General features: G+C 73.6%; 18 protein-coding genes and 1 pseudogene. 8 read left to right on the top strand and 11 right to left on the bottom strand.

The features are described 5' to 3' along the window. Positions 1-14: 14 nt before the first annotated feature. The 6 genes from ABTX60_RS28900 to ABTX60_RS28875 form a co-directional block, all read right to left on the bottom strand. Positions 15-851, bottom strand: coding sequence for an undecaprenyl-diphosphate phosphatase (locus ABTX60_RS28900; protein WP_352099944.1), 837 nt, complete (start codon positions 849-851; stop codon positions 15-17). Positions 852-932: 81 nt separating this feature from the next. Continuing rightward, positions 933-1280, bottom strand: a complete 348-nt coding sequence (gene crcB, locus ABTX60_RS28895) for a fluoride efflux transporter CrcB (RefSeq protein ID WP_352099943.1) — start codon at positions 1278-1280, stop codon at positions 933-935. Further along, positions 1277-1657, bottom strand: coding sequence for a DUF190 domain-containing protein (locus ABTX60_RS28890; RefSeq protein ID WP_352099942.1), 381 nt, complete (start codon positions 1655-1657; stop codon positions 1277-1279). The genes crcB (ABTX60_RS28895) and ABTX60_RS28890 overlap by 4 nt, the downstream gene beginning before the upstream one ends. Next, on the bottom strand, positions 1654-2109 hold the full coding sequence (crcB, locus tag ABTX60_RS28885; RefSeq protein WP_352099941.1) for a fluoride efflux transporter CrcB: 456 nt from the start codon (positions 2107-2109) through the stop codon (positions 1654-1656). The genes ABTX60_RS28890 and crcB (ABTX60_RS28885) overlap by 4 nt, the downstream gene beginning before the upstream one ends. A 576-nt stretch (positions 2110-2685) precedes the next feature. After that, positions 2686-3645: an SMP-30/gluconolactonase/LRE family protein gene (locus ABTX60_RS28880; protein ID WP_352099940.1), complete on the bottom strand. Its 960-nt coding sequence runs from the start codon at positions 3643-3645 to the stop codon at positions 2686-2688. 49 nt (positions 3646-3694) lie between these two features. Then, the gene (locus tag ABTX60_RS28875) at positions 3695-3952 is read right to left on the bottom strand and encodes an ArsR/SmtB family transcription factor (RefSeq protein WP_104782202.1); all 258 of its coding nucleotides are present in this window, start codon (positions 3950-3952) and stop codon (positions 3695-3697) included. Between the two features lie 248 nt (positions 3953-4200). Here ABTX60_RS28875 and ABTX60_RS28870 point away from each other — a divergent pair, with 248 nt between their 5' ends. The 4 genes and pseudogenes from ABTX60_RS28870 (at position 4201) to ABTX60_RS28855 (ending at position 6582) form a co-directional block, all read left to right on the top strand. Further along, entirely contained in the window at positions 4201-5232 is a 1032-nt protein-coding gene (locus ABTX60_RS28870; RefSeq protein WP_352099939.1) for a LacI family DNA-binding transcriptional regulator, read from the top strand. 61 nt (positions 5233-5293) lie between these two features. Beyond that, positions 5294-5683 (top strand): MarR family winged helix-turn-helix transcriptional regulator, encoded by a 390-nt coding sequence (locus tag ABTX60_RS28865; protein WP_352099938.1) that lies wholly within the window; start codon positions 5294-5296, stop codon positions 5681-5683. A 162-nt stretch (positions 5684-5845) separates the two neighbouring features. Then, positions 5846-6310 (top strand): annotated as a pseudogene (locus ABTX60_RS28860) (hypothetical protein); the annotation flags it as partial. 149 nt (positions 6311-6459) lie between these two features. Continuing rightward, on the top strand, positions 6460-6582 hold the full coding sequence (locus ABTX60_RS28855) for an FAD-linked oxidase C-terminal domain-containing protein (RefSeq protein WP_352099937.1): 123 nt from the start codon (positions 6460-6462) through the stop codon (positions 6580-6582). A 36-nt stretch (positions 6583-6618) separates the two neighbouring features. Here the strand turns inward: ABTX60_RS28855 and ABTX60_RS28850 are convergent, their stop codons facing one another. Next, entirely contained in the window at positions 6619-7017 is a 399-nt protein-coding gene (locus ABTX60_RS28850) for an SseB family protein (protein ID WP_344455083.1), read from the bottom strand. Between the two features lie 277 nt (positions 7018-7294). Here ABTX60_RS28850 and ABTX60_RS28845 point away from each other — a divergent pair, with 277 nt between their 5' ends. From ABTX60_RS28845 to ABTX60_RS28835, 3 genes are all read left to right on the top strand, one after another. Then, the gene (locus ABTX60_RS28845) at positions 7295-8476 is read left to right on the top strand and encodes an MFS transporter (RefSeq protein WP_352099936.1); all 1182 of its coding nucleotides are present in this window, start codon (positions 7295-7297) and stop codon (positions 8474-8476) included. 64 nt (positions 8477-8540) lie between these two features. Then, positions 8541-10307, top strand: coding sequence for a glycoside hydrolase family 35 protein (locus ABTX60_RS28840; protein WP_352099935.1), 1767 nt, complete (start codon positions 8541-8543; stop codon positions 10305-10307). Between the two features lie 136 nt (positions 10308-10443). Beyond that, positions 10444-11514 (top strand): LacI family DNA-binding transcriptional regulator, encoded by a 1071-nt coding sequence (locus tag ABTX60_RS28835; RefSeq protein WP_352099934.1) that lies wholly within the window; start codon positions 10444-10446, stop codon positions 11512-11514. Positions 11515-11524: 10 nt separating this feature from the next. Here ABTX60_RS28835 and ABTX60_RS28830 read toward each other — a convergent pair whose 3' ends face one another. The 4 genes from ABTX60_RS28830 to ABTX60_RS28815 form a co-directional block, all read right to left on the bottom strand. Next, on the bottom strand, positions 11525-13492 hold the full coding sequence (locus tag ABTX60_RS28830) for a heavy metal translocating P-type ATPase (protein WP_352099933.1): 1968 nt from the start codon (positions 13490-13492) through the stop codon (positions 11525-11527). A gap of 106 nt (positions 13493-13598) precedes the next feature. After that, a complete protein-coding gene (locus ABTX60_RS28825; RefSeq protein ID WP_352099932.1) occupies positions 13599-15038 on the bottom strand; it encodes an NAD-dependent succinate-semialdehyde dehydrogenase in 1440 nt (479 codons plus the stop codon). After that, a complete protein-coding gene (locus tag ABTX60_RS28820) occupies positions 15035-17902 on the bottom strand; it encodes an FAD-binding and (Fe-S)-binding domain-containing protein (protein WP_352099931.1) in 2868 nt (955 codons plus the stop codon). Before ABTX60_RS28820 ends, ABTX60_RS28825 begins: the two co-directional genes overlap by 4 nt. Further along, positions 17899-19167, bottom strand: coding sequence for an aspartate aminotransferase family protein (locus ABTX60_RS28815; protein WP_352099930.1), 1269 nt, complete (start codon positions 19165-19167; stop codon positions 17899-17901). The genes ABTX60_RS28820 and ABTX60_RS28815 overlap by 4 nt, the downstream gene beginning before the upstream one ends. 212 nt (positions 19168-19379) lie before the next feature. Here ABTX60_RS28815 and ABTX60_RS28810 point away from each other — a divergent pair, with 212 nt between their 5' ends. After that, entirely contained in the window at positions 19380-21044 is a 1665-nt protein-coding gene (locus ABTX60_RS28810) for a PucR family transcriptional regulator (protein ID WP_352099929.1), read from the top strand. Positions 21045-21077 lie beyond the last annotated feature (33 nt).

Genomic DNA, 21077 nt, shown 5'->3' with positions numbered 1-21077 from the left:
TCCCGGCAGAACACTCAACTGTGCAGCACACCTGCTCCGAGCAGCCCGAACAGCAGCAGGCCGACCACGATCCGGTAGATCACGAACGCGTTGAACGAGTGCTTGGCGACGAACTTCAGCAGCCAGGCGATGGAGGCGTAGGCCACGACGAACGAGACAACCGTGCCCACGGCGAGCGGGGCCGCGCCCACCCCCGTGCCCAGGGCGTCCTTGAGCTCGTAGAGGCCGGCGCCGGTCAGGGCGGGGATGCCGAGGAAGAAGGAGAGGCGGGTGGCGGCGACGCGGTCCAGGTCGAGGATGAGCGCCGTGGACATGGTGGCGCCGGAGCGGGAGAAGCCGGGGAAGAGCAGGGCGAGGATCTGGGAGCTGCCGACCAGCATCGCGTCCTTGAGGGAGGTGTCGTCCTCCCCGCGCTTGTGCCGGCCCATCTGGTCCGCCGCCCACATCACACCGCTGCCGACGATCAGGGAGCCGGCGACCACCCACAGCGAGGCCAGGGGGCCCTCGATGAGGGGCTTGGCGGCGAGTCCGACGGCGACGATCGGGATCGTCGCGTAGATCACCCACCAGGCGAACTTGTAGTCGTGGTGGTACCGCTCCTCGCGGTCGCGCAGGCCCCTCCCCCAGGCCGAGACGATCCGCACGATGTCCTTGAAGAAGTACACGAGCACCGCGGCGATCGCGCCGACCTGGATGACGGCCGAGAACCCGACCACGGCGTCGTCGTCGACCGGGATGCCCATGAGTCCCTCGACGATCTTCAGATGGCCGGTGGAGGAGACGGGCAGGAACTCGGTCACCCCCTCGACGGCTCCGAGGACGACGGCCTGACCGACGCTGATGACGCTCATGGGATCCAGTTCTGCTCGGGGGCGGGCGCGGAGGGGACCGTCTTACTACACCCGGACGAGAACGGAGCTCATGGACGCGCCTCACATACGCGCCAGTGCCGCCCCCGCGAAGGCCGCGGCAAGGCCGGCCGCCACGGTGACTCCGACGTTGAGGGCGGCCTGGAGACGTGCACCGGTCTCCGCCAGCCGCAGCGTCTCGTAGGAGAACGTCGAGTAGGTCGTCAGGGCCCCGCACAGGCCGGTCCCGAGCAGCAGCTGGAGGTGGGTGGCGGCTCCGGTGAGCAGGCCGAGGATCAGGGAGCCGGTGACGTTGACCGTGAAGGTGCCCCAGGGGAAGACCGAGTCGTGGCGCGCCTGGACCGCCCGGTCGGTGAGGTAGCGCAGCGGGGCGCCCACCATCGCGCCGCAGACGACCAGCAGCCAGTTCACAACGAGTTCTTACCCTTCTCGTCCGCTGCGCCGGGACCTTCCCCGCGTCCGGCGTACCGGATCACCTCGCAGTCGTCGAGGGTCACGAGTCCCTCGGTGACGATGTCGTCGAGTTGCGGGAGGAAGGCCCGCACGCGCGGCTCGGTGTCGACGATCACCACGGCGACCGGCAGGTCCTCGCTCAAGGAGAGCAGCCGCGAGGTGTGGATCAGGGAGGAGGCGCCGAAGCCCTCGATGCCGCGGAAGACGCTGGCGCCCGCGAGGCCCGCCGCGTGGGCCCGGTGGACGATCTCCGAGTAGAGGGGCTTGTGATGCCAGGTGTCGCGCTCGCCGACGAAGACGGTCAGACGCAGGGCCCTGCCGGTCAGCCTCGTCATCGTTGCCTCCCTTTCAGGACGCGGCGGGTCGCCCCGGCCGCGAGCCACACCGCCGCGAGGGCCGCGAGCGGGGTCGCGACGAGGTAGGCCAGTCCGGGCCCGGCCTGACCGGCGTCGAGGAGCCGTCGGATGTCGACGGCGTACGTCGAGAAGGTGGTGAAGCCCCCGAGGACGCCGGTGCCGAAGAAGGGGCGGACGAGGGGGTGGGCGGTGCGGACCTCGGTGATGATCACCATGAACACGCCGATCACGGCGCAGCCGGCGATGTTGACCCCGAGGGTCGTCCAGGGGAAGCCGCCCGCGGGCGTGGGCCACCAGAGGGAGGCGGCGTAGCGGGCGGTCGCCCCCGCTCCCCCGCCGAGTGCCACGACCGCGACGACGGGCGCCTGGGCGCGCCAGGAGGGGTGACGCGGGGTGGAGGCCCGTACGCGGAGGCTCTCGGGGGATGTCATGGGGATGTGTCTCCTACTCGCCGGGAGCCCGGGTTGTGCGGGCGCGTGCCGTCGCAAGTAGGGACCGTTGGCGGCGTCCTTGCCGCGGTTCGGGTACGGCGGGCCCCACCGCCGCGCCGCGACAGGGCCGCGGCCGGAGTTCAGATTAACCCCGGGGCGGGGTGGGGGCACTCCGAGGCGGGCGGGGCAGGTTTTTCGGGACGGGCCGCGGGGACCACCCGGGGGCAGACGCGCCGGTCACGTCGGGGCGGGCCGCGGGCACCCCCTCGGGACAGACGGGTGCCGGTCACATCGGGGCGGGCCGCAGGCACCCCCTCGGGACAGACGGGTGCCGGTCACATCGGGGCGGGCCGCAGGCACCTCCCCGGGACAGACGGGTGCCGGTCACATCGGGGCGGGCCGCAGGCACCTCCCCGGGACAGACGGGTGCCGGTCACATCGGGGCGGCCGCGGGCACCTCCCCGGGACAGACGGGTGCCGGTCACATCGGGGCGGCCGCGGGCACCTCCCCGGGACAGACGGTGCGGGTCACTTCGCCGCGGGCCGCGGGCGGCTTCCCGAGGCCGACGGTGCGGGTCACTTCGCGGCGGGCGGCTCGCAGACCGCCACGCCCCGTTCCCAGATGCTGCCGAGGACCAGATGCCCGCCCGCTTCGCAGACGCTGGTGGGCATGCGGTAGCCGGAGTGGCGGCGGGTGAGGTGATGGACGACGCGGCCCTCGTCGTCGAACGCCTGGAGGGCGATCGTGCCGGTGGGGCGGAACGGGGCGCGTACGGCGATGCGCGCGGCGGCGGCCCGGAGACCGGGCGCGCTGCGGTGGAGCAGGTCGAGGGGCGGGACGCGGGGCCCGGCGAGCGCGACCCAGATCGGTCCGTCGGGCGCGCCGCGCCAGAGGTTGTCGGGCATGCCCGGGAGGTTCTCGGCGAACGGTTCGCTCCGCCCGGCCCGCGGCCCGGTGAGCCAGTGGCGCAGGAGCCGGCGGGCGCCGGTCTCGGCGACGACGAGGAAGGACTCGTCCGCCCCGGCGGCGAGCCCGTTGGCGAACTGCAGGCCGTCCAGCACCACCTCGGGTGCGCCGGCGCCGGGGGCGAGCCGCAGCAGCCGTCCCGTCCCGGTGTGTTCGACGATGTCGCCGATCCAGTGCTCCAGGGGGTACCGGCGGCTGGAGACGGTGAAGTAGACGCTCCCGTCGGAGAGGGACACGACGTTGCTGCAGAACCGCAGCGGCTCGCCCGCCACCGAGTCGGCGAGGGTCCGGACCGTGCCGTCGCCGGTGCCGACGCGCAGCAGTCCGCGTTCGGCGTCGCACACCAACAGGTCGCCGTCGGGGAGGAGTTCGAGCCCGAGCGGCCGGCCACCGGTCTCGGCGAGCACCTCGACGCGGGCCGCGACCGGGTCGGCGAGGGCGTCGAGCCGCAGGATGCGGCCGTCCGCGACGCCGGTGAGGACGCGGCCGCGCGGGTCGGCGACCACGTCCTCGGGGCCGGGGCCCACTGCGATGTAGTGGCGGGGGACGAGTGCTGCAGGACGGTCCATTGGGCGCGTGTCCTTCATCATCGGGGGCGATGCCGCGGTACCGGGTCGCCTACCAGCCCTTCTCAAACATCCGGGCGACCTCGGCGATCCGCATGTCGTCGCGGTGGTAGCGCACACGGCCGGCGGACCTGCTGGTGCGCAGCATGCCAGTGGCCTCCAGCAGCCGGAGATGGGTGACGGCGACCGGGCGCGGTATCGAGAACCGCTCGGCGACGGCGTCCGCGGTGACACCGTCCGCCGCGGGGCCGGGTTCCTTCAGCCAGGCCAGGATGCGCAGCCGCGTCTCGTCCGTGGGAGTCCTCAGCATGTCGTGCCCCTGCCTCGCGGCTTCGCCCTTCCACCGAGCCTTCCCCACTGTCTCGCAGCCGATGCCGCCCTGTCCGGCACTCGGCATCGTTGACCGATACCGAACGCCCGTCTCGCAGGGCGGAGTTCGGATGGGTCGCTGAAGGGAGGGGAGAGCGGCCCGGAGGACGGGCCCCGTGGGCTCGGCGGTGCCGGAACCAGGACCTCGACGAAGCGCAGTCCGGACCTGCTCTCCGGAGCCGTAAAGTCATGACCATGAACGCTGCGGGAGGCAGGCGCAGGCCGCCCACGATCCACGACGTGGCGCGCGAGGCGGGAGTCTCACGCGGCACCGTCTCTCGCGTCCTCAACGGCGGCCATTACGTCAGCCCGGCCGCCCAGGAGGCGGTCAACGCGGCCATCCGCAAGACGGGTTACGTCGTCAACCGGCACGCTCGCTCCCTGATCACCGGGCGGTCCGATTCGATCGGCTTCCTGCTCACCGAGCCGCAGGAGCGGTTCTTCGAGGACCCCAACTTCAATGTCCTGCTGCGCGGCTGCACCCAGGCGCTCGCGGCGCACGACATCCCGCTGCTGCTGATGCTGGCGGGCACCGAGGACGAACGGCGGCGCATCACGCGGTACATCACCGCCGGGCACGTCGACGGGGTGCTGCTGGTCTCCAGCCGCTCCGGTGCCCCTGTGGCGGAGCGACTGCGCGAGGCGGGGGTGCCGCTGGTCGCGTGCGGAAAGCCGGTCGGGCTGGCCTCCAAGGTCAGTTACGTGGCCGCCGACGACCGCGACGGGGCCCGCGACATGGTGCGCCACCTGCTGTCGCTCGGGCGGCGCAGGGTGGGCACGGTGACCGGGCCGCTGGACACGCCCGGCGGTGTCGAGCGCCTCGCCGGCTACAAGGAGGTGCTGGCGGAGGCGGGCCTGGAATTCGACGAGCGGCTGGTCGTCTCCGGTGACTACAGCAGGGCGAGCGGCCAGGCGGGCGCCGAGCGACTGCTGGCACAGGCCCCGGACATCGACGCGGTGTTCGTGGCCTCCGACCTCATGGCGCAGGGGGCGCTCACCGCATTGCAACGGGCCGGGCGGCGGGTGCCGCAGGAGGTGGCGCTCGGCGGCTTCGACGATTCACCGGCCGCCGTGGCCTCCAGTCCCGGGCTGACGACCATCCGGCAGCCCTGGGACCGCATCAGCAACGAGATGGTGCGGGTGCTGCTCGCGCAGATCGGGGGCGAGGATCCGGCGGCGGTGATCCTTCCCACGGAGCTGGTGAAACGGGAGTCCGCGTAGGGGCCGCCGGAGGGGAACCATGCACGGTCATTGAACCCTGCACCGGTGTTACCGTTCCCGTATGGCGGCGAGAACGGCTGGTGGACAGCTCGAGGAACGGTGGCGGGACATCTTGTCCGCCCACGCGCGCACGATGTGCGAGATCGACCGGGCGCTGCATCCGCACGGTCTCGGCGCGTCCGACTTCGAGGTCCTGGACATGCTCGCGACCGCGGCGCCCGAGGAGGGTGAGCAGTGCCGGGTGCAGAACCTCGTGGGGCGGGTCCATCTCAGCCAGAGCGCGCTGTCCCGGCTGATCGCCCGGCTGGAGAAGGACGGTCTGGTGACGCGTTCGGTGTGCATGGAGGACCGGCGCGGCGTGTGGGTCGCCCTGACCGCCAAGGGGCGTGACCTGCACGCCGAGGTGCTGCCCCTGCAGCGGGCCGCGCTGGCCCGGACGCTGGGCGCATAGGCCCGGAGCGTCACGCCCCCACGGGGTCGCTCTCCCGCAGCAGGTCCCGTACGGCCTCGAACGGGCCGCCTGTCCGGCGGAGTCGACTCCGCCGTCGCCGCCGCTCGCGCGGCACCGCGACGGTCGCAGGGGCCGCCCCGGAGCGGGCGAGTGCGCATCGGTATGCGCGTGACCGGCGGCGGCCCCACGCGGGCGGTGCGCCCGTCGGGCCGAACCCACCGCCGCGAGCAGGGCCACCCCTTGGCCGGTGTGGGCGACAGGGGCACCGGAAGTCGAGGCGGCGGCCGAGGCGTCGTACGCGATCACCCGGGCCGGCGTGGAGCCCGCGCCGGCGGAACTGGTCGACGGGCCGGTGCTGGGCCGTCGACCCGGCGCTGCGGGAGCTGGGGGCCGCGCTGCTGGTGGTGCAGTGCGACGGTGCGGGCGCGGCGGGCGACGGCGGTCGCCCGGCTGCTGGAGCCTCTCGCGACGACGGTGGAGCGGACGGAGGACCCGGCCCGGGCGGAGGCGCTGCTGGCGGCGCGCAGGCCAGCGCCGCCGTCGCTGGAGCGGCTCGGCCGCCCGCTGATCGAGGACATCGCGTTCCCGGCTCGCGGAGCGGTCCGGGCGATCTCGGCGCGTCACGACGTACCGGTGTTCACCGTCGCGCACGCCGCGAACGGCAATCCGCATCCCATCCCGGCCCTCGGCGGGGCTGCCGGACGCGGTGTGGGAGGTGGCGGGCGCGATCTTCGCGCTGGCGCTGCGGCTGGGCGGCACGCTCACCGGGGAGCACGGTGGGTGTGCTCAAGCGGCAGTGGATGGCCGACGAGCTGGGGCCGGCGGCCCACGCGGTGCAGCGGCGGATCAAGGAGGCTCTCGACTCCCGGGCCGTTCTGAACCCGGGGAAGACGCTCTGATCTGCCGCGCCCGCGTGGGCGCCGACGCGCGTGCTGCTAACGGACCAGCAGGGTGCGGACTCCCTCCGAGGTCAGCGTCAGCCGGTGCTCGGAGCTGCCGTCGATGGTGAGCGACAGGTCGTCGGCCGGCCACTGGGCGGCGAGGGCGCCGAGCGGCACCATGCGGTAGCGGGAGACGAACGGCAGCAGCCCGGCCATCTCCACCTCGGAGGTGAACACGGGCACCACCGGTTCGCCGCCCGGCTGCTCCAGCACGGGCAGCGCCACCGTCGAGGGGTTGGCGGCGTCGGCGTCGCCCGCGTCGTCGGGCACGGGGATGAGCACGTCGCTGTTGGCGAGCGCGTCCAGAGCCGCCGCGTCCTCGGTGTTCTCGGCGAGGACGTCCAGTGCCCGCTGGGCGGGCGTGGGCGTGGGGTCGTTTGCGGGTGTCTCCATGGCACATTCCCTGGTAGCGGCGGTCGTGCGGCCTGTCCGGGGCAAGATCCGCCCCGGGTACGGTCCTGCTCGCGTACCCGAACGGGGACGGGGCAATCCTGGTGGATCTTCAGGGTTCGTGGGAGCGCGGAGGAGATCCCGTGACGGGGCCCGGGCGAGCTCCCGGGCACGCCGGGTAGGTTGACGGGCTCGATGTTACCGGTAACATCACTCCTCTGACCCAGTACGCGACCGTGCCCTCCACCCACCCTCGGGTGGCCCGTCCCTCGGAGTCCGCGTGATCGAAGAGCGCGTTGCCCGTCTCTCCCCCGCACCGCCCGGCCCGCTCTTCAGCAAGGCCGCCGTCCTGGCCTCGTGCGCCGGCTTCGTGCTCATCGGCGCGTTGCAGGCGCTGTACGGGCCGGCGATCCCGGCTCTCCGTGCGGAGTTCGGGCTGTCGCCGTCCGCCGCCGGGCTCGGGCTCAGTGCGCACTTCGTCGGTGGTGTCGCCGGGGTGCTGCTGTTCGACCGGCTCTACGGGCGGGTCGGGAACCGGCGGATCCTCGGCAGTTCGTATCTGCTGATGGCCGTCGGCGCGGCCGGCTTCGCACTGGCGCCCGACTGGCCGACCGCGCTGGTGGCGGCCCTGCTCGCCGGGCTCGGCTTCGGCGGCATCGACTACGGCCTCAACCAGCTGTTCGCCGTGGGCTTCGGCCACCGCTCGACCGCGATGCTGAACATCCTCAACGCGCACTTCGGCATCGGCGCCATCCTCGGCCCCGCCGTGATCGGCGCGGTCGGCTCCGAGCACTACCCGGCCGTCTTCCTCGTCTTCGCCCTGGCCAACCTGCCGCTGTTGCTGTGCCTGAGGGGAGTGCGGAGCAAGGCGCCCGTCCCGGCCGGGGAACGGGCCGACGGCACAGCCGTCCTCGGACGGAGCCTCGGCTCCGTGCTCGCGGCCTTCGTCGTCCTGTACGTACTGCACGTCGGCATCGAAGCCGGGGTCGGCGGCTGGGAACCCACCCATCTGGAGACCGTCGGCTACGGCGCGGGGATCGCCGCCACCGCCACCTCCGTGTACTGGCTCATGTTGACCGTCGGCCGCTTCCTGGTCGCCCCGCTCGCGCTGCGCTTCTCCGCCCAGGCCATCATCACCGTCTCCTGCGCGGGCATGACGGTGTGTCTGCTGGCCGCGGCCGTCCCGGCACTGGCGCCCTACGCGTACGCCGGTGTCGGCCTGTTCATCGCGCCGATCTTCCCCACCGGGCTGCCGTGGCTGAACCGGGCCGCCCCGCGGGCCCGGCGGGCCGGTGCGCTGGTCATCGCGGCGTCCATGGCCGGAGGCGTGGCCGCGGGGCCGGCTCTGGGCAAGGCCATCGAGTGGTCCGGGGTCCGCGCCGTGCCGCTCCTGCTCTGCGGCGTGTCGGCACTGTGCCTGGCCGCCACGCTCTGGCTGATCCGCGCCACCCGCTCCCGCTGACCGCACTCCCCCGTCTCCAGACCGGCTGACCGCACTCCCGCTCCTCCAGAAGGGAAGCTTCCGCATGCCCGCCCTGACGACGACGTCCGACGGATTCCTGCTGCACGGCGAGCCGTTCCGGATCATCTCCGGCGCGCTGCACTACTTCCGCGTCCACCCCGAGCTGTGGCCCGACCGGCTGCGCAAGGCACGGCTGATGGGGCTCAACACGGTGGAGACGTACCTCCCATGGAACCACCACCAGCCCGATCCCGAGGGCCCTCTCGTCCTCGACGGCTTCCTCGACCTGCCCCGGTTCCTCCGGCTCGCGCAGGACGAGGGGCTGCGGGTGCTGCTGCGTCCGGGGCCGTTCATCTGCGCCGAGTGGGACGGCGGCGGCCTGCCCGACTGGCTGACCTCCGACCCGGACATCCGGCTGCGCACCAGCGACCCCCGCTTCACCGGGGCCGTCGACCGCTACCTCGACCTGCTGCTGCCGGCGCTCCGCCCGCACCTGGCGGCGGCGGGGGGTCCCGTCATCGCCGTACAGGTCGAGAACGAGTACGGGGCCTACGGCGACGACGGCGCCTATCTGAAGCACCTCGCCGACGCCTTCCGCTCCCGCGGCGTCGAGGAGTTGCTGTTCACCTGCGACCAGGCCGACCCCGAGCACCTGGCAGCGGGAAGTGTGCCGGGCGTGCTGACCGCCAGTACCTTCGGCAGCCGCGTCGAGCGGTCCCTGGCCCGGCTGCGCGAGCACCGGCCCGAAGGCCCCCTGTTCTGCGCCGAGTTCTGGATCGGCTGGTTCGACCACTGGGGCGGCCCCCATCACGTGCGGGACGCGTCCGACGCCGCCGCGGACCTGGACCGGCTGCTGTCCGCCGGGGCGTCGGTGAACATCTACATGTTCCACGGCGGCACCAACTTCGGCTTCGCCAACGGCGCCAACCACAAGCACGCCTACACACCCACCGTCACGTCCTACGACTACGACGCCGCGCTCACCGAGTGCGGCGACCCGGGCCCGAAGTACCACGCCTTCCGCGAGGTCATCGCCCGCCACGCCGGCGTTCCCGACGAGCCCGCCCCGGCCCCGAGTGCCAAACTCCCACCCACCCTGATCGAGTTGAGCAGCCGGGCACCGCTCCTGCCCCTCGCCGCCTCGCTCGCGGCGGCCGTACGCGCCGACACTCCCGTGACCATGGACGAGCTCGGGCAGCGCACCGGCTACGCGCTTTACCGCACCACTCTCCCGGCCGGCGGTGACGGTCTGCTGCACTTCGCCGGCGGGGTCGGCGACCGCGCCCAGGTCTTCGTCGACGGCGCGCCCGTCGGCGTCCTGGAGAGTGAACGCCACGACGAGTCGCTGCCCGTGCGGGTGCCGCGCCCCGGGGCGACGCTGGAGGTGCTCGTCGAGAACATGGGCGGCGTCAACTACGGCCCCCGCATCGGGGCACCCAAGGGCCTGCTCGGGCCGGTCTCCCTCAACGGCGGGGACCTGACGGGCTGGGAGTGCCGTCCGCTGCCGCTGGACGACCTGGACGCGGTGCCGTTCGCCCCCGCCGATCAGGCTCCGGTCACCGTGCCGGCCTTCCACCGAGGCAGCTTCGACGTCGGCACCCCCGCCGACGCGTTCCTCTCCCTGCCCGGCTGGTCGAAGGGCCAGGCCTGGGTCAACGGCTTCCACCTGGGCCGCTATTGGAACCGCGGCCCGCAGCGCACGCTTTACGTTCCCGCGCCGGTGCTGCGCCCGGACACCAACGAACTCGTCCTGCTGGAGCTGCAGGGCACCACAACCACCCGCGCCCGCCTCACCGACACCCCCGACCTGGGCCCGGAGAACACCTGGTGAGGCATGCCGTGCGGTCCCCCGCCCACCGCCGGACGGTTCGGCCCGGGCGAGGGCCTCACGGGCACCGCCCGGCCTATGCTGTGCTCCTGCCGGGCGGGTTCAGGACCGCCGTACCGACCTCGAGGAATCATCCGCCATGACACCGAGCGCCCCCGACGGCCCCGTTCCCAAGGGCCGCAGCAGGCGCAACTTCGCGGGGGCACGGCCGGTGATGGCCGACGTGGCCCGGATGGCCGGGGTGTCCAAGCAGACCGTCTCGCGGGTGCTCAACGACCATCCGGCCGTCCGGACGCAGACCCGCGAGGCGGTCCTGGACGCCATGCGCACCCTCGGCTACCGGCCCAGCCGCAGCGCGCGGTCCCTGGCCAGCGGCAGGACCCGGATGCTCGGCGTCATCTCCTTCGACGCCGCGCGGTACGGGCCCGCCTCGATCCTCACCGCGATCAACACGGCTGCCCAGGAGGCCGGTTACCTCGTCAGCTCCATCGCCCTCGACACAGCCGACCACGACACCGTCGTCGAGGCGGTGAACCGGCTGTCGGCCGAGGGCGCGGACGGCGTGATCGCGATCGCCCCCCAGCTGTGGGTGGGCCGGGCCTTGGCGGAGGCGACCGATCTGGGCACTCCTCTGGTGGTGCTGGAGACCGCGCTCGACGACGAGACGTCCCTGGTCACCGGCGACTCCCGCACCGGCGCCCGCAAGGCCACCGAGCATCTCCTCGGCCTCGGTCACGCCACCGTGTGGCACATCGCGGGCCCCGCCGGCTGGACCTCCGCCGACCACCGGATGACGAGCTGGCAGGCGACGCTCCGGGCGGCCGGTGCCGCCGTTCCGGACCCCCTCGTCGGGGACTGGAGCGCCGGCTCCGGCTACGACCTGGGCCGTCGGCTGGCCCGGCGCCCGGAGGTGACGGCGGTGTTCGCCTCCAACGACCAGATGGCGCTCGGCCTGCTGCACGCCCTGCACGAGTCCGGGCGGTCCGTCCCCGGGGACGTCAGCGTCGTCGGTTACGACGACATCCCCGAGGCCGCGCACTTCCTGCCGCCGCTGACCACCGTCCGCACCGACTTCGCGGAGATCGGCACCCGTTCGCTGCGGCTCCTCGTCGACCGCATCGACGGCCCGGACGAGCGGCCCCGCGTCGGCACCGTGGTGCCCGTGGACCTCGTGGTGCGGGCGAGCAGCGCTCCCCCACCGGTGCGCTGACCGGCGTTCGTCAGTCGTCCGCACCGGCGGCGGCCCGCCGCCAGGCGCCCTCCCTCAACAGCCGCAGCCCGTTCAGGCCGACCAGGACGGTCGAGCCCTCGTGGCCCGCGACGCCCAGCGGCAGCGGCAGGTCACCGGCCAGGTCCCAGACGACCAGGCCGGTGATGAACACCCCGGCGATCACGAGGTTCTGCACGACCAGGCGGCGGGCGCGGCGGGACAAGGCCACCGTGGCGGGAACCGCGGCGAGTTCGTCGCGCACGATGACGGCGTCCGCGGTCTCCAGGGCCAGGTCGGAGCCCGCCCGGCCCATGGCGACACCGGTGTGCGCGGCGGCCAGCGCGGGAGCGTCGTTGACGCCGTCGCCGACGACCAGGACCTTGCGACCCGCGTTCTCCATCTCCGTGACGGCCGCCAGCTTGTCCTGCGGCAGCAGCCCGGCGCGCACGTCGTCGATGCCGGCTTCGGCGGCGAGGTGCGCGGCGGCGCGGGGGTTGTCGCCGGTCAGGAGCACCGGGGCGGTGCCGGTGAGCCGGGCGAGGGAGGCGACGGTGGCGGCGGCGTCCGGGCGCAGCCGGTCGGCGATGCCGAGCAGCCCGGCGGGAGTGCCGTCGACGACGACCAGGACGGCCGTACGGCCGGACTCCTCCAGTTCCGCGGCCGCGGCGACGGCGTCGTCCGCCAGCCGGGCCGGTGCGCCGACCTCGACCGTACGGCCGCCGACGACGGCGGTGACTCCCACGCCGGGCGCGGAGGTGAAGTCCTGTGCGCCGGGCAGGTCGAGACCGCGCTCGCGGGCCGCGTCCACGACCGCCCGGGCCAGCGGATGCTCGCTGGGCCGCTCGGCGGCCGCCGCCAGCGTCAGCACCTCCGCCTCGTCCAGGCCGGATCCGGGCAGCGGCCGGACGTCGGTGACGCGGGGGCTGCCCTCGGTGAGCGTGCCGGTCTTGTCCAGGGCGACCGCGTCCACCTGGCCGAGCCGCTCCATCACGACCGCCGACTTCACCAGCACGCCGTGGCGTCCGGCGTTGGCGATGGCCGACAGCAGGGGTGGCATGGTGGCCAGCACCACCGCGCACGGGGACGCCACGATCATGAAGGTCATGGCGCGCAGCAGTGCGTCGGTCAGCTGTGCCCCGAAGGCGAGCGGCACCAGGAAGACGGCCAGGGTCGCGGCCACCATGCCCAGCGAGTAGCGCTGTTCGACCTTCTCGATAAACAGCTGCGTGGGCGCCTTGGTCTCGGACGCCTCCTGCACCATGCGGACGATCCGGGCGATCACCGAGTCGGAGGCGTCGCGCTCGACCCGGATCCGCAGCGCGCCGGTGCCGTTGAGGGTGCCCGCGAAGACCTCGTCGCCGGGCTCCTTCGCCACCGGGAGCGGCTCGCCGGTGATGGTCGCCTGATCCACCTCGCTCGCCCCCTCCAGCACCCGGCCGTCGGCGCCGACCCGCTCCCCGGGGCGTACGAGGACGGTGTCGCCGACCTCCAGCTCCTCGACGGGGACGGCCTGTTCGGCGCCGTCCGGGCCCAGCCGGGTGGCGGTGGCGGGGGCCAGGTCGAGCAGGCCGCGCACGGAGTCGGCGGTACGGGCCGTGGCCAGGGCCTCCAGCGCACCCGAGGTGGCGAAGATGACGATGAGCAGGGCGCCGTCCATGACCTGCCCGATCGCGGCCGCGCCCAGTGCGGCGACGACCATCAGCAGGTCGACGTCGAGGGTGCGCTCCTTCAGCGCCTTGAGCCCTTCCCAGCCCGGATCCCAGCCACCCGCCACGTAGGACAGGGCGTACAGGGTTCCCCAGGTCCAGGCGGGGGCTCCGGTCAGCTGCAAGGGCAGCGCGAGCAGGAAGAGGGCGGTGGCCGCGGCGGCCCAGCGCGCCTCGGGGAGCGCGAGGACACGGGTACGCCGCCGGGCCGTCGCTCCGGTGTGTGCGGGCTTCGCCCGTTCGACCGGCTGGGGCGCGAGCGTGGAGGTCATCAGGGGTCCTTCTGGCGGGGTCGCGTGGCCACCTCACCATACAGGAACACATGAAGACTCATTCATGCCTTCATGCGACGGCCTCGTCGCCGTGCTCACCCCGCCCTCATCGCACGGGCACCGCCAGGTACTGGTACTCCAGGAACTCGTCGATCCCGACGCGGCCGCCCTCACGCCCGAGCCCGGACTGCTTGACGCCGCCGAAGGGTGCGGCGGGGTTGGAGACGAGGCCGGTGTTCAGGCCCACCATCCCCACCTCCAGGCCTTCGCTGACGCGCAGCCCGCGGTCCAGCCCCTGGGTGAACACGTACCCGACGAGGCCCCAGGGCGTGTCGTTGGCGCGGCGCAGCACCTCGTCCTCGTCGTCGAAGGTGAGGATCGCGGCGACCGGGCCGAAGATCTCCGTGTCCATCAGACGGCTGCCGGGATCGACGTCGGCCAGCACGGTCGGGGGGTAGAAGTGGCCGGGCCCTTCCGGCGTGCGGCCGCCGACGAGCACCCGGGCGCCGCGCTCCACCGCGTCGGCGACGAGGTCCGCGACCTTGGTGCGTCCGGCGGCGTCGATCAGCGGGCCGACGTCGACGCCGTTGCGGGTCCCGGGCCCCACCACGAGGGCGCCCATCCGCTCGGCGAGCCGCCGCCCGAACTCGTCGGCCACCGACCGGTGCACGAAGAACCGGTTCGCCGCCGTGCAGGCCTCGCCCATGTTCCGCATCTTGGCGACCATCGCCCCGTCCACGGCCACGTCGAGGTCGGCGTCGTCGAAGACGATGAAGGGCGCGTTCCCGCCCAGCTCCATCGAGGTGCGGACGACCGTGTCGGCGCACTGCGCGAGCAGCAGCCGGCCTACGGCGGTGGAGCCGGTGAAGGACAGCTTGCGGATCCGGCCGCCGCGCAGCAACGGCTCGCACACCTCGCCGGCCCGGGAGGTGGTGACGACGTTCAGCACCCCGTCCGGCAGGCCGGCCTCCTTCAGGATTCCGGCCAGCGCGAGGCTGGTCAGCGGGGTCTGCGGGGCTGGCTTGAGGATCATCGTGCAGCCCGCCGCGATCGCCGGGCCGATCTTGCGGGTGCCCATGGCCAGCGGGAAGTTCCACGGCGTGATCAGCAGGCAGGGTCCGACCGGGCGGCGGGAGAGCAGCATGCGGTTGCGGCCGTCGGGCAGGGTGCCGCAGCCGCCGTCGATACGGACGGCCTCCTCGGAGAACCAGCGGAAGAACTCGGCGGCGTACGCCACCTCTCCCCGGGCCTCGGCGAGCGGCTTGCCCATCTCGGACGTCATCAGGTGGGCGAGTTCGTCGGTGCGCTCCAGGACGATCTCGTAGGCGCGGCGCAGGATCTCGCTGCGCGCCCGGGGGGCCGTGCGGGCCCAGTCCCGCTGGGCTCGGACGGCCGCTTCCTCCGCGAGCCGGGCGTCCTTGGGGCCGGCGTCGGCGATGTGGCAGAGGATCTCGCCGGTCGCGGGGTCGTCGACGGGCAGGGTGGCGCCGTCCGCGGCGTCCACCCAGGCACCGCCGATGAACAATTGAGTGGGAACCTCGGTCATGTCGTCTCTCCTGGCTGGTCGGCGGCGGGGTCGAGGAGTTCGGCGAGGTGCAGGGCTCGGATGTCCCTGTCGCCCGCGAGGTGGTCGATCTGGGTGGCGCAGCTGAAGCCGTCGGCGATGACGGGCCGTCCGTCGAGGTGGTCGAGGCGGGGCTTCAGCGCGAGGTCGGCGACGGCCATGGAGGTGTCGTAGTGCTGGGCCTCGAAACCGAAGTTTCCGGCGAGTCCGCAGCAGCCCTCGGCCTCGTCGACTCCGCGTACGCCCCAGCGGCGCAGCAGATCGGCGGGGCGGCGGCCCTTGAAGGTGGCGTACTCGTGGCAGTGGGTCTGGAGTACGACGTTCTCGGGGAGCGGCGGCGGTACCCAGCCCGGTTCGGCGAGGTCGGTCAGGGCCCCGGTAAAGGTCTGCACCCGGTCGGCGACCCGCCGGGCGGCCTCGGTGCCGAGGAGTTCGGGCACGTCGCGTTTGAGGGCGGCGGCGCAGCTCGGTTCGGCCACGACGACGGGCCGGTCGTCGCCGTCGTCGAGGGCGGCGACGGTACGGGCCATGACCTTGCGGGCCGTGTCCAGTTGGCCGGTACTGACCCAGGTCAGCCCGCAGCACAGGCCCTCCCGTGGCGTGCAGGGGACTCCGGCGTCGGCGAGCACCCGGCTCGCCGCTCCCACGACCCCGGGGCGGAAGGCGCGGGTGAAACTGTCGACGAAGAGGACTGCCTTGGCGGGTCCTGCGGGCTGTGCCGCGCGCAGGGTCCTGCGCAGAGCGCGGCGGGAGGCGAAGGCGGGGATCCTGCGTTCGGTGGTGACGCCGCCCAGGCGGGCCAGGAGCCTGCCGAGCGGGCCGCGCAGCAAGGCGTTGACCGGCCGGGCGGCGTATCCCGCGAGCGCCGAGGACCTCGGCAGCCAGCCCAGGGAGTAGTGGGACCGGGGGCGCAGCCGGCCCTTGTAGTGCTGGTGGAGGAACTCGGCCTTGTAGGTGGCCATGTCGACGCCCACCGGGCAGTCGCTGGAGCAGGCCTTGCAGGACAGGCACAGGTCGAGGGCGTCCTTGACCTCGGTCGAGCGCCAGCCGTCCCGGACGGTCTCGCCGCGGACCATTTCCTGGAGCATGCGTGCCCGGCCTCTGGTGGAGGCGTTCTCCTCGCCGGTGGCCCGGTAGCTGGGGCACATCACCCCGCCCGCGTCACTGCGGCAGCGGCCGACACCGACGCAGCGGCGCACGGCTCCGGCGAAGCCGTCCGCGTCGTGCGGGAAGCCGAACGTCGTGTCCACGAGGGGGAGTTCGCGCAGCGCGAGATCGGCGTCCAGCGGGGCCGGGTCGACGATCACACCGGGGTTGAGCAGCCCGTCGGGGTCGAAGACCCGCTTGAAGGCGGCGAACGCGGCGATCATGCGGTGGCTGTACATCACCTCCAGCAGCTCGCCGCGGGCCCGCCCGTCACCGTGCTCACCCGACAGCGTGCCGCCGTGCTCCACGACCAGGGCGGCGGCCTCGGCGAGGAAGCGACGCATGACCTCCCGGCCGGTGCCGGTGGTCATGTCGAAGTCGATCCGTACGTGCACACACCCTGCGCCGAAGTGCCCGTACAGCACCCCCGACAGCTGGTGGGATGCGAGCAGCTTGCGGAAACCGCGCAGGTAGGCCGCCAGCTCCTCGGGGGCGACGGCAGCGTCCTCCCAGCCCGGCCAGGACTCCCCGCCGTCGACGAGCCGGGCGGCGAGCCCGGCCCCGTCCTCCCGCACCCGCCACAGCGACCGCCGCTCCGCCGGGCTCTGCACGACCCGGCCCCCGGTCAGCCGCCCCAGGTCCTTCAGCACGCCGAGCAACTCGGCGGCGCGGGCGTCCACGTCGGCCTGGCCGTCGCCTTCGAGCTCGACGTACAGCCACGCACGGCCCGCGGGCAGGCCGGTGACGGAATCGGGGCCGCGGCGGGCGCGCATGGTGGCGACGAGCGCCTCGTCCATGCCCTCCACCGCGCTCGGCGAGAAGCGCAGGATCTCCGGCACGTCCTCGGCCGCGTCGACCACGTCGTCGTAGCCGAGCGTGAGGAGCGTGGATGCCTGTGCGGTCGCCACCAGGCGGACCGTCGCGGCGGTGACGACCGCACAGGTGCCCTCGGTGCCCACCAGGGCCCGGGCCAGGTCGAAGCCGTTCTCCGGCAGGAGGTGGTGGAGCTGGTAGCCGGAGACCTGGCGCGGGATGCGGCCCAGCTCGGTCCGGATCGGCGCCAGGTTCTGCTCGACCAGGCGCCTGAGGCCGGCTTCGAGCCGGGCCACGGCGCCGGCGTCACCCGGGTCGACCGGACGCAGCCCGCGGTGATCGGCGACGGCCCGCACGCCGTCGGCCGTCACGATCTCCAGCGCCTCGACATGCCCGCTGGTCCGCCCGTCGCGCACCGACCGGTTCCCGCACGCGTCGTTGCCGATCATCCCGCCCAGCGTGCACCGGCTGTGCGAGGACGGGTCCGGGCCGAAGTCCAGCCCGTGCAGCGCGGTCGCGCTGCGCAGCGCGTCCAGCACGACACCCGCCTCGACTCGCGCGGTGCGCGCCTCGACGTCGATGTCCAGGATCCGGTTCATGTGCCGGGAGAAGTCCAGGACCACGCCCGGGCCGACGGCGTTGCCGGCCATGCTGGTCCCGCCACCCCGGGCCGTGACCGGCACGCCGGCCTCCCGGCAGGCCCGCACCACCGCGACCACGTCGTCGGCGGTGCGCGGGAAGACCACCGCCCTCGGCGGCACACGGTAGTTGGATGCGTCGTAGGCGTAAGGGCCGGTGGCCCCCGGGCCGGTCTCCACCCGCAGGCCGGGCGCGAACTCGGCGATACGGGCCGTGAGACCCGCCAGGTCGCGGGTGGCGGTGGTCATCGCTCCGACGCTCCCGAGGTACCGGCCTCGACGGCCTTCGCCCAGGCCCGGAGGCCCTCGTCGACGCCGGTCTCGTCGATCACGAGCGCCGGGATCATGCGGACGACCTGGTTCCAGGCGCCGCACAGCAGCAGGAGCAGGCCCTCGTCGATGGCGGCCCGCTGGACGCGGGCAGCGGTCTCCGGGTCGGGGCCGCCGTCCTCGGTGACGAACTCGGTGGCGAGCATGAGGCCGAGACCGCGGACGTCGCCGATGCCGGGGGTCCGGTCCGCCACGGCCTCCAGGCCCTGGCGGAGCCGCTTGCCCATCGCCTCGGCGTTCTCGACGAGCTTCTCGTTCCGTACGACGTCGAGCGTCGCGCAGGCGGCGGCGCAGGCGACGGCGTTGGCGCCGTACGTGCCGCCCTGCGAGCCGGGCCAGGCCTTCGTCATCAGTTCCTCGGATGCGGCGATGCCGGAGAGGGGGAAGCCGCTGGCGAGGCCCTTGGCGGTGACCAGGATGTCGGGGGTGACGCCGAAGTGGTCGTGGCCCCAGAAGCGGCCGGTGCGGCCGACGCCGGTCTGCACCTCGTCGAGGATCAGCAGGAAGCCGTGCCGGTCCGCCCGCTCCCGCAGCCCTTCGAGGAAGGCGCGGTTGGCGGGGACGTAGCCGCCTTCGCCGAGGACCGGCTCGACGATGATCGCCGCCGTGTCGGCGGGCGACGAGATCGTCTGGAGGGTGTAATCGAGTTCCTTCAGCGCGAAGCGGGTGGCGGTCTCCTCGTCCCAGCCGTACCGGAAGGCCGTCGGGAACGGAGTGACGACCACGCCGCTCATCAGCGGCGAGAACCCGGACCGGAAGCGGGTGCCGGAGGTGGTCATGGAGGCGGCGGCGACCGTACGGCCGTGGAAGCCGCCGTGGCAGACCAGGACGTTGGGCCGGCCGGTGGCCTGGCGGGCCAGCCGAAGCGCCGCCTCGACGGCCTCGCTGCCGGAGTTGGTGAAGAACAGGCTGTCCAGCCCGGTCGGCAGGACCTCGCCCAGCTTGTCGACGAGGCGGCGCAGCGGCTGGTGCATGACGGTCGTGTACTGGCCGTGGATCAGCGTGCCCACCTGCTCCTGCGCCGCCGCCACGACCTCGGGGTGGCAGTGCCCGGTGCTGGTGACGCCGATGCCGGCGGTGAAGTCGAGGTAACGGCGGCCGTCCTCACCGTAGAGGTGGACGCCCTCGCCCCGGGCGGCCACGACGGGCGTGGCCTGGCGAAGGTGCGGCGACAGTGCGGTCATGGTGTCTCCCGGCCGTACGACGAGGTCTGGTGGCGTGGCTCAGCTCCGGTACCCGAGCATCCGAGCCGTCGCGAAACGGGACAACGCGTGATCTGTCCAGCCGGGACCCGTTGTCCGGACGATGTGTCAACCGCCGAACCCCCCGGGCACCTCCCGCCCCTCCTGTGGCCAGCTCTTGCGCAGGTCAGCGCCGCTTGTCAGAGTGACCGGGCATGCAGGGAGGCACCGTGAACGCTCACCCCCCGACGGCCGGCCCGGACCCCGCCCCGGCGGGCCGTGCGCCGACCCTCGCCGACGTCCTCGCCCTGCCGGTCCTGGCCGCCGGGCAGCCCCAGGTCGTCACGGGGCTGGAGAGGCTGGACCGGCCGGTGCGCTGGGTGCACATCACCGAGCTGACGGACCCCGCCTCCTTCCTCAAGGGCGGCGAGCTGGTCCTGACCACGGGCATGCCGTTGCCCGAGGACGCCGCGGGGGTCCGCCGGTACGTCGAGGAACTCACCGAGGTGGGGGCGGCCGCCCTGGTCATCGAACTCGTACGCCGCTACCACCGCCCGCCCGACGCCCTCGTGCAGGCCTGCCGGGCCCGGGGCCTCCCCCTGGTCACCCTCGCCCGTGACGTCAACTTCCTGGAGGTCACACAGGTCGTGCACGCCCTGATCCTCGGCAACCAGGCCGACGCCATGCGCCGCACCCAGCGGATCCACGAGGCGTTCACGGCCCTGACGTTGCGCGGGGCGGGGCCGGAGGACGTGGTGCGCGCGGCGGCGGAGATGAGCGGCCGGACGGTCGTGCTGGAGAACCTGGCGCACCAGGCGCTGATCTGCGAGCCCTCGGGGAGCACGGTGGCGGAGGCGCTCGGGGACTGGGAGGGGCGCTCCCGGGCGGCCGAGCCCGGCCACCACACCGAGGTGGGCGGCCCGGAGGGCTGGCTCACCGGGCCCGTCTCCTACCAGGGTGAACGCTGGGGTCGGCTGGTCATGCTGCCCGCCGACGGGCCGGACTTCGGGCCGGAGCACATCACCGTGCTGGAGCGGACGGCGATGGCCCTGACCGTGGCCCGGCTCATCCACTCCACGCCGTGGGAGCGCACGGCCCACCGCAACGCCCTGCGGGAGCTGGCCGAGCAGCGCCACCACTCCCCCGAGGACGTCCGTGCCCGCTGCGCCGCGCTGGGCCTGCCCACGGGGGCCGGTGTCTTCCTGGCGGTCCTCGTGGACCCGGGGCCCGGCGGGGCAGGCGCCGAGCCGGAGACCCGGCTGCACCGGGAGCTGAGGTCGGCCGGCGTCCCGGCCCTGGTCGGCGAACTGTCCCCCGGCCGCCTCGGCGTCCTGCTGGCGTTGCGCCCGGCCCAGCCCTGGCGGCCCGTGGCCGAACGGCTGAGCCGCACCGCGCTGGCCCTGGCCCCGGCGGCGACCGTCGGTGTCGGCTCACAGGTGGCGGATCTCGCCGACACCGCACGCTCCTTCCGGGAGGCGGCCCGGGTCATGGAGGCCACACCGCCCGGCCAGGCCCTGCCCGCGGACCGTTCCTTCCACGAGCTCCCGGACATCGACCTGCGCCGGCTGCTGTACGCGCTGCGGGAGGACACCAGGATCCAGGACTACACCGAACGCCGGCTGGGCCGGCTCATCGACCACGACACCCGGCACGGCAGCGACCTGCTGACGACCCTGGGCCACTACCTCGACGCCGCCGGCAACAAGACCACGGCGGCCCGTCGAGGCGGCCTGTCCAGGGAGACCATGTACCAGCGCCTGCGCGCCATCGAACGCCTCCTCGACACCGACCTCGAATCCGGCGACCGCCGCACGGAACTCCACGTGGCGCTCACGGCGTTGCGGGTGCTGCGCGCCGACCGGGGGCCGCACCCCCTGTAACGCTTTGCGCGTCCCGTTCCAAGAACGAGTGAC

Origin of the sequence: Streptomyces sp. NPDC126510 (assembly GCF_040302345.1) — a bacterium.
Lineage (GTDB): Bacteria > Actinomycetota > Actinomycetes > Streptomycetales > Streptomycetaceae > Streptomyces.
This window is presented reverse-complemented; position numbering and strand designations above follow the sequence as displayed.

Coding starts and splice junctions, on each gene's coding strand:
- ABTX60_RS28900 (WP_352099944.1), bottom strand. CDS start 851: ATGAGCGTCATCAGCGTCGGTCAGGCCGTCGTCCTCGGAGCCGTCGAG.
- ABTX60_RS28890 (WP_352099942.1), bottom strand. CDS start 1,657: ATGACGAGGCTGACCGGCAGGGCCCTGCGTCTGACCGTCTTCGTCGGC.
- crcB (WP_352099941.1), bottom strand. CDS start 2,109: ATGACATCCCCCGAGAGCCTCCGCGTACGGGCCTCCACCCCGCGTCAC.
- ABTX60_RS28880 (WP_352099940.1), bottom strand. CDS start 3,645: ATGGACCGTCCTGCAGCACTCGTCCCCCGCCACTACATCGCAGTGGGC.
- ABTX60_RS28875 (WP_104782202.1), bottom strand. CDS start 3,952: ATGCTGAGGACTCCCACGGACGAGACGCGGCTGCGCATCCTGGCCTGG.
- ABTX60_RS28870 (WP_352099939.1), top strand. CDS start 4,201: ATGACCATGAACGCTGCGGGAGGCAGGCGCAGGCCGCCCACGATCCAC.
- ABTX60_RS28865 (WP_352099938.1), top strand. CDS start 5,294: ATGGCGGCGAGAACGGCTGGTGGACAGCTCGAGGAACGGTGGCGGGAC.
- ABTX60_RS28850 (WP_344455083.1), bottom strand. CDS start 7,017: ATGGAGACACCCGCAAACGACCCCACGCCCACGCCCGCCCAGCGGGCA.
- ABTX60_RS28840 (WP_352099935.1), top strand. CDS start 8,541: ATGCCCGCCCTGACGACGACGTCCGACGGATTCCTGCTGCACGGCGAG.
- ABTX60_RS28835 (WP_352099934.1), top strand. CDS start 10,444: ATGACACCGAGCGCCCCCGACGGCCCCGTTCCCAAGGGCCGCAGCAGG.
- ABTX60_RS28830 (WP_352099933.1), bottom strand. CDS start 13,492: ATGACCTCCACGCTCGCGCCCCAGCCGGTCGAACGGGCGAAGCCCGCA.
- ABTX60_RS28825 (WP_352099932.1), bottom strand. CDS start 15,038: ATGACCGAGGTTCCCACTCAATTGTTCATCGGCGGTGCCTGGGTGGAC.
- ABTX60_RS28820 (WP_352099931.1), bottom strand. CDS start 17,902: ATGACCACCGCCACCCGCGACCTGGCGGGTCTCACGGCCCGTATCGCC.
- ABTX60_RS28815 (WP_352099930.1), bottom strand. CDS start 19,167: ATGACCGCACTGTCGCCGCACCTTCGCCAGGCCACGCCCGTCGTGGCC.
- ABTX60_RS28810 (WP_352099929.1), top strand. CDS start 19,380: ATGCAGGGAGGCACCGTGAACGCTCACCCCCCGACGGCCGGCCCGGAC.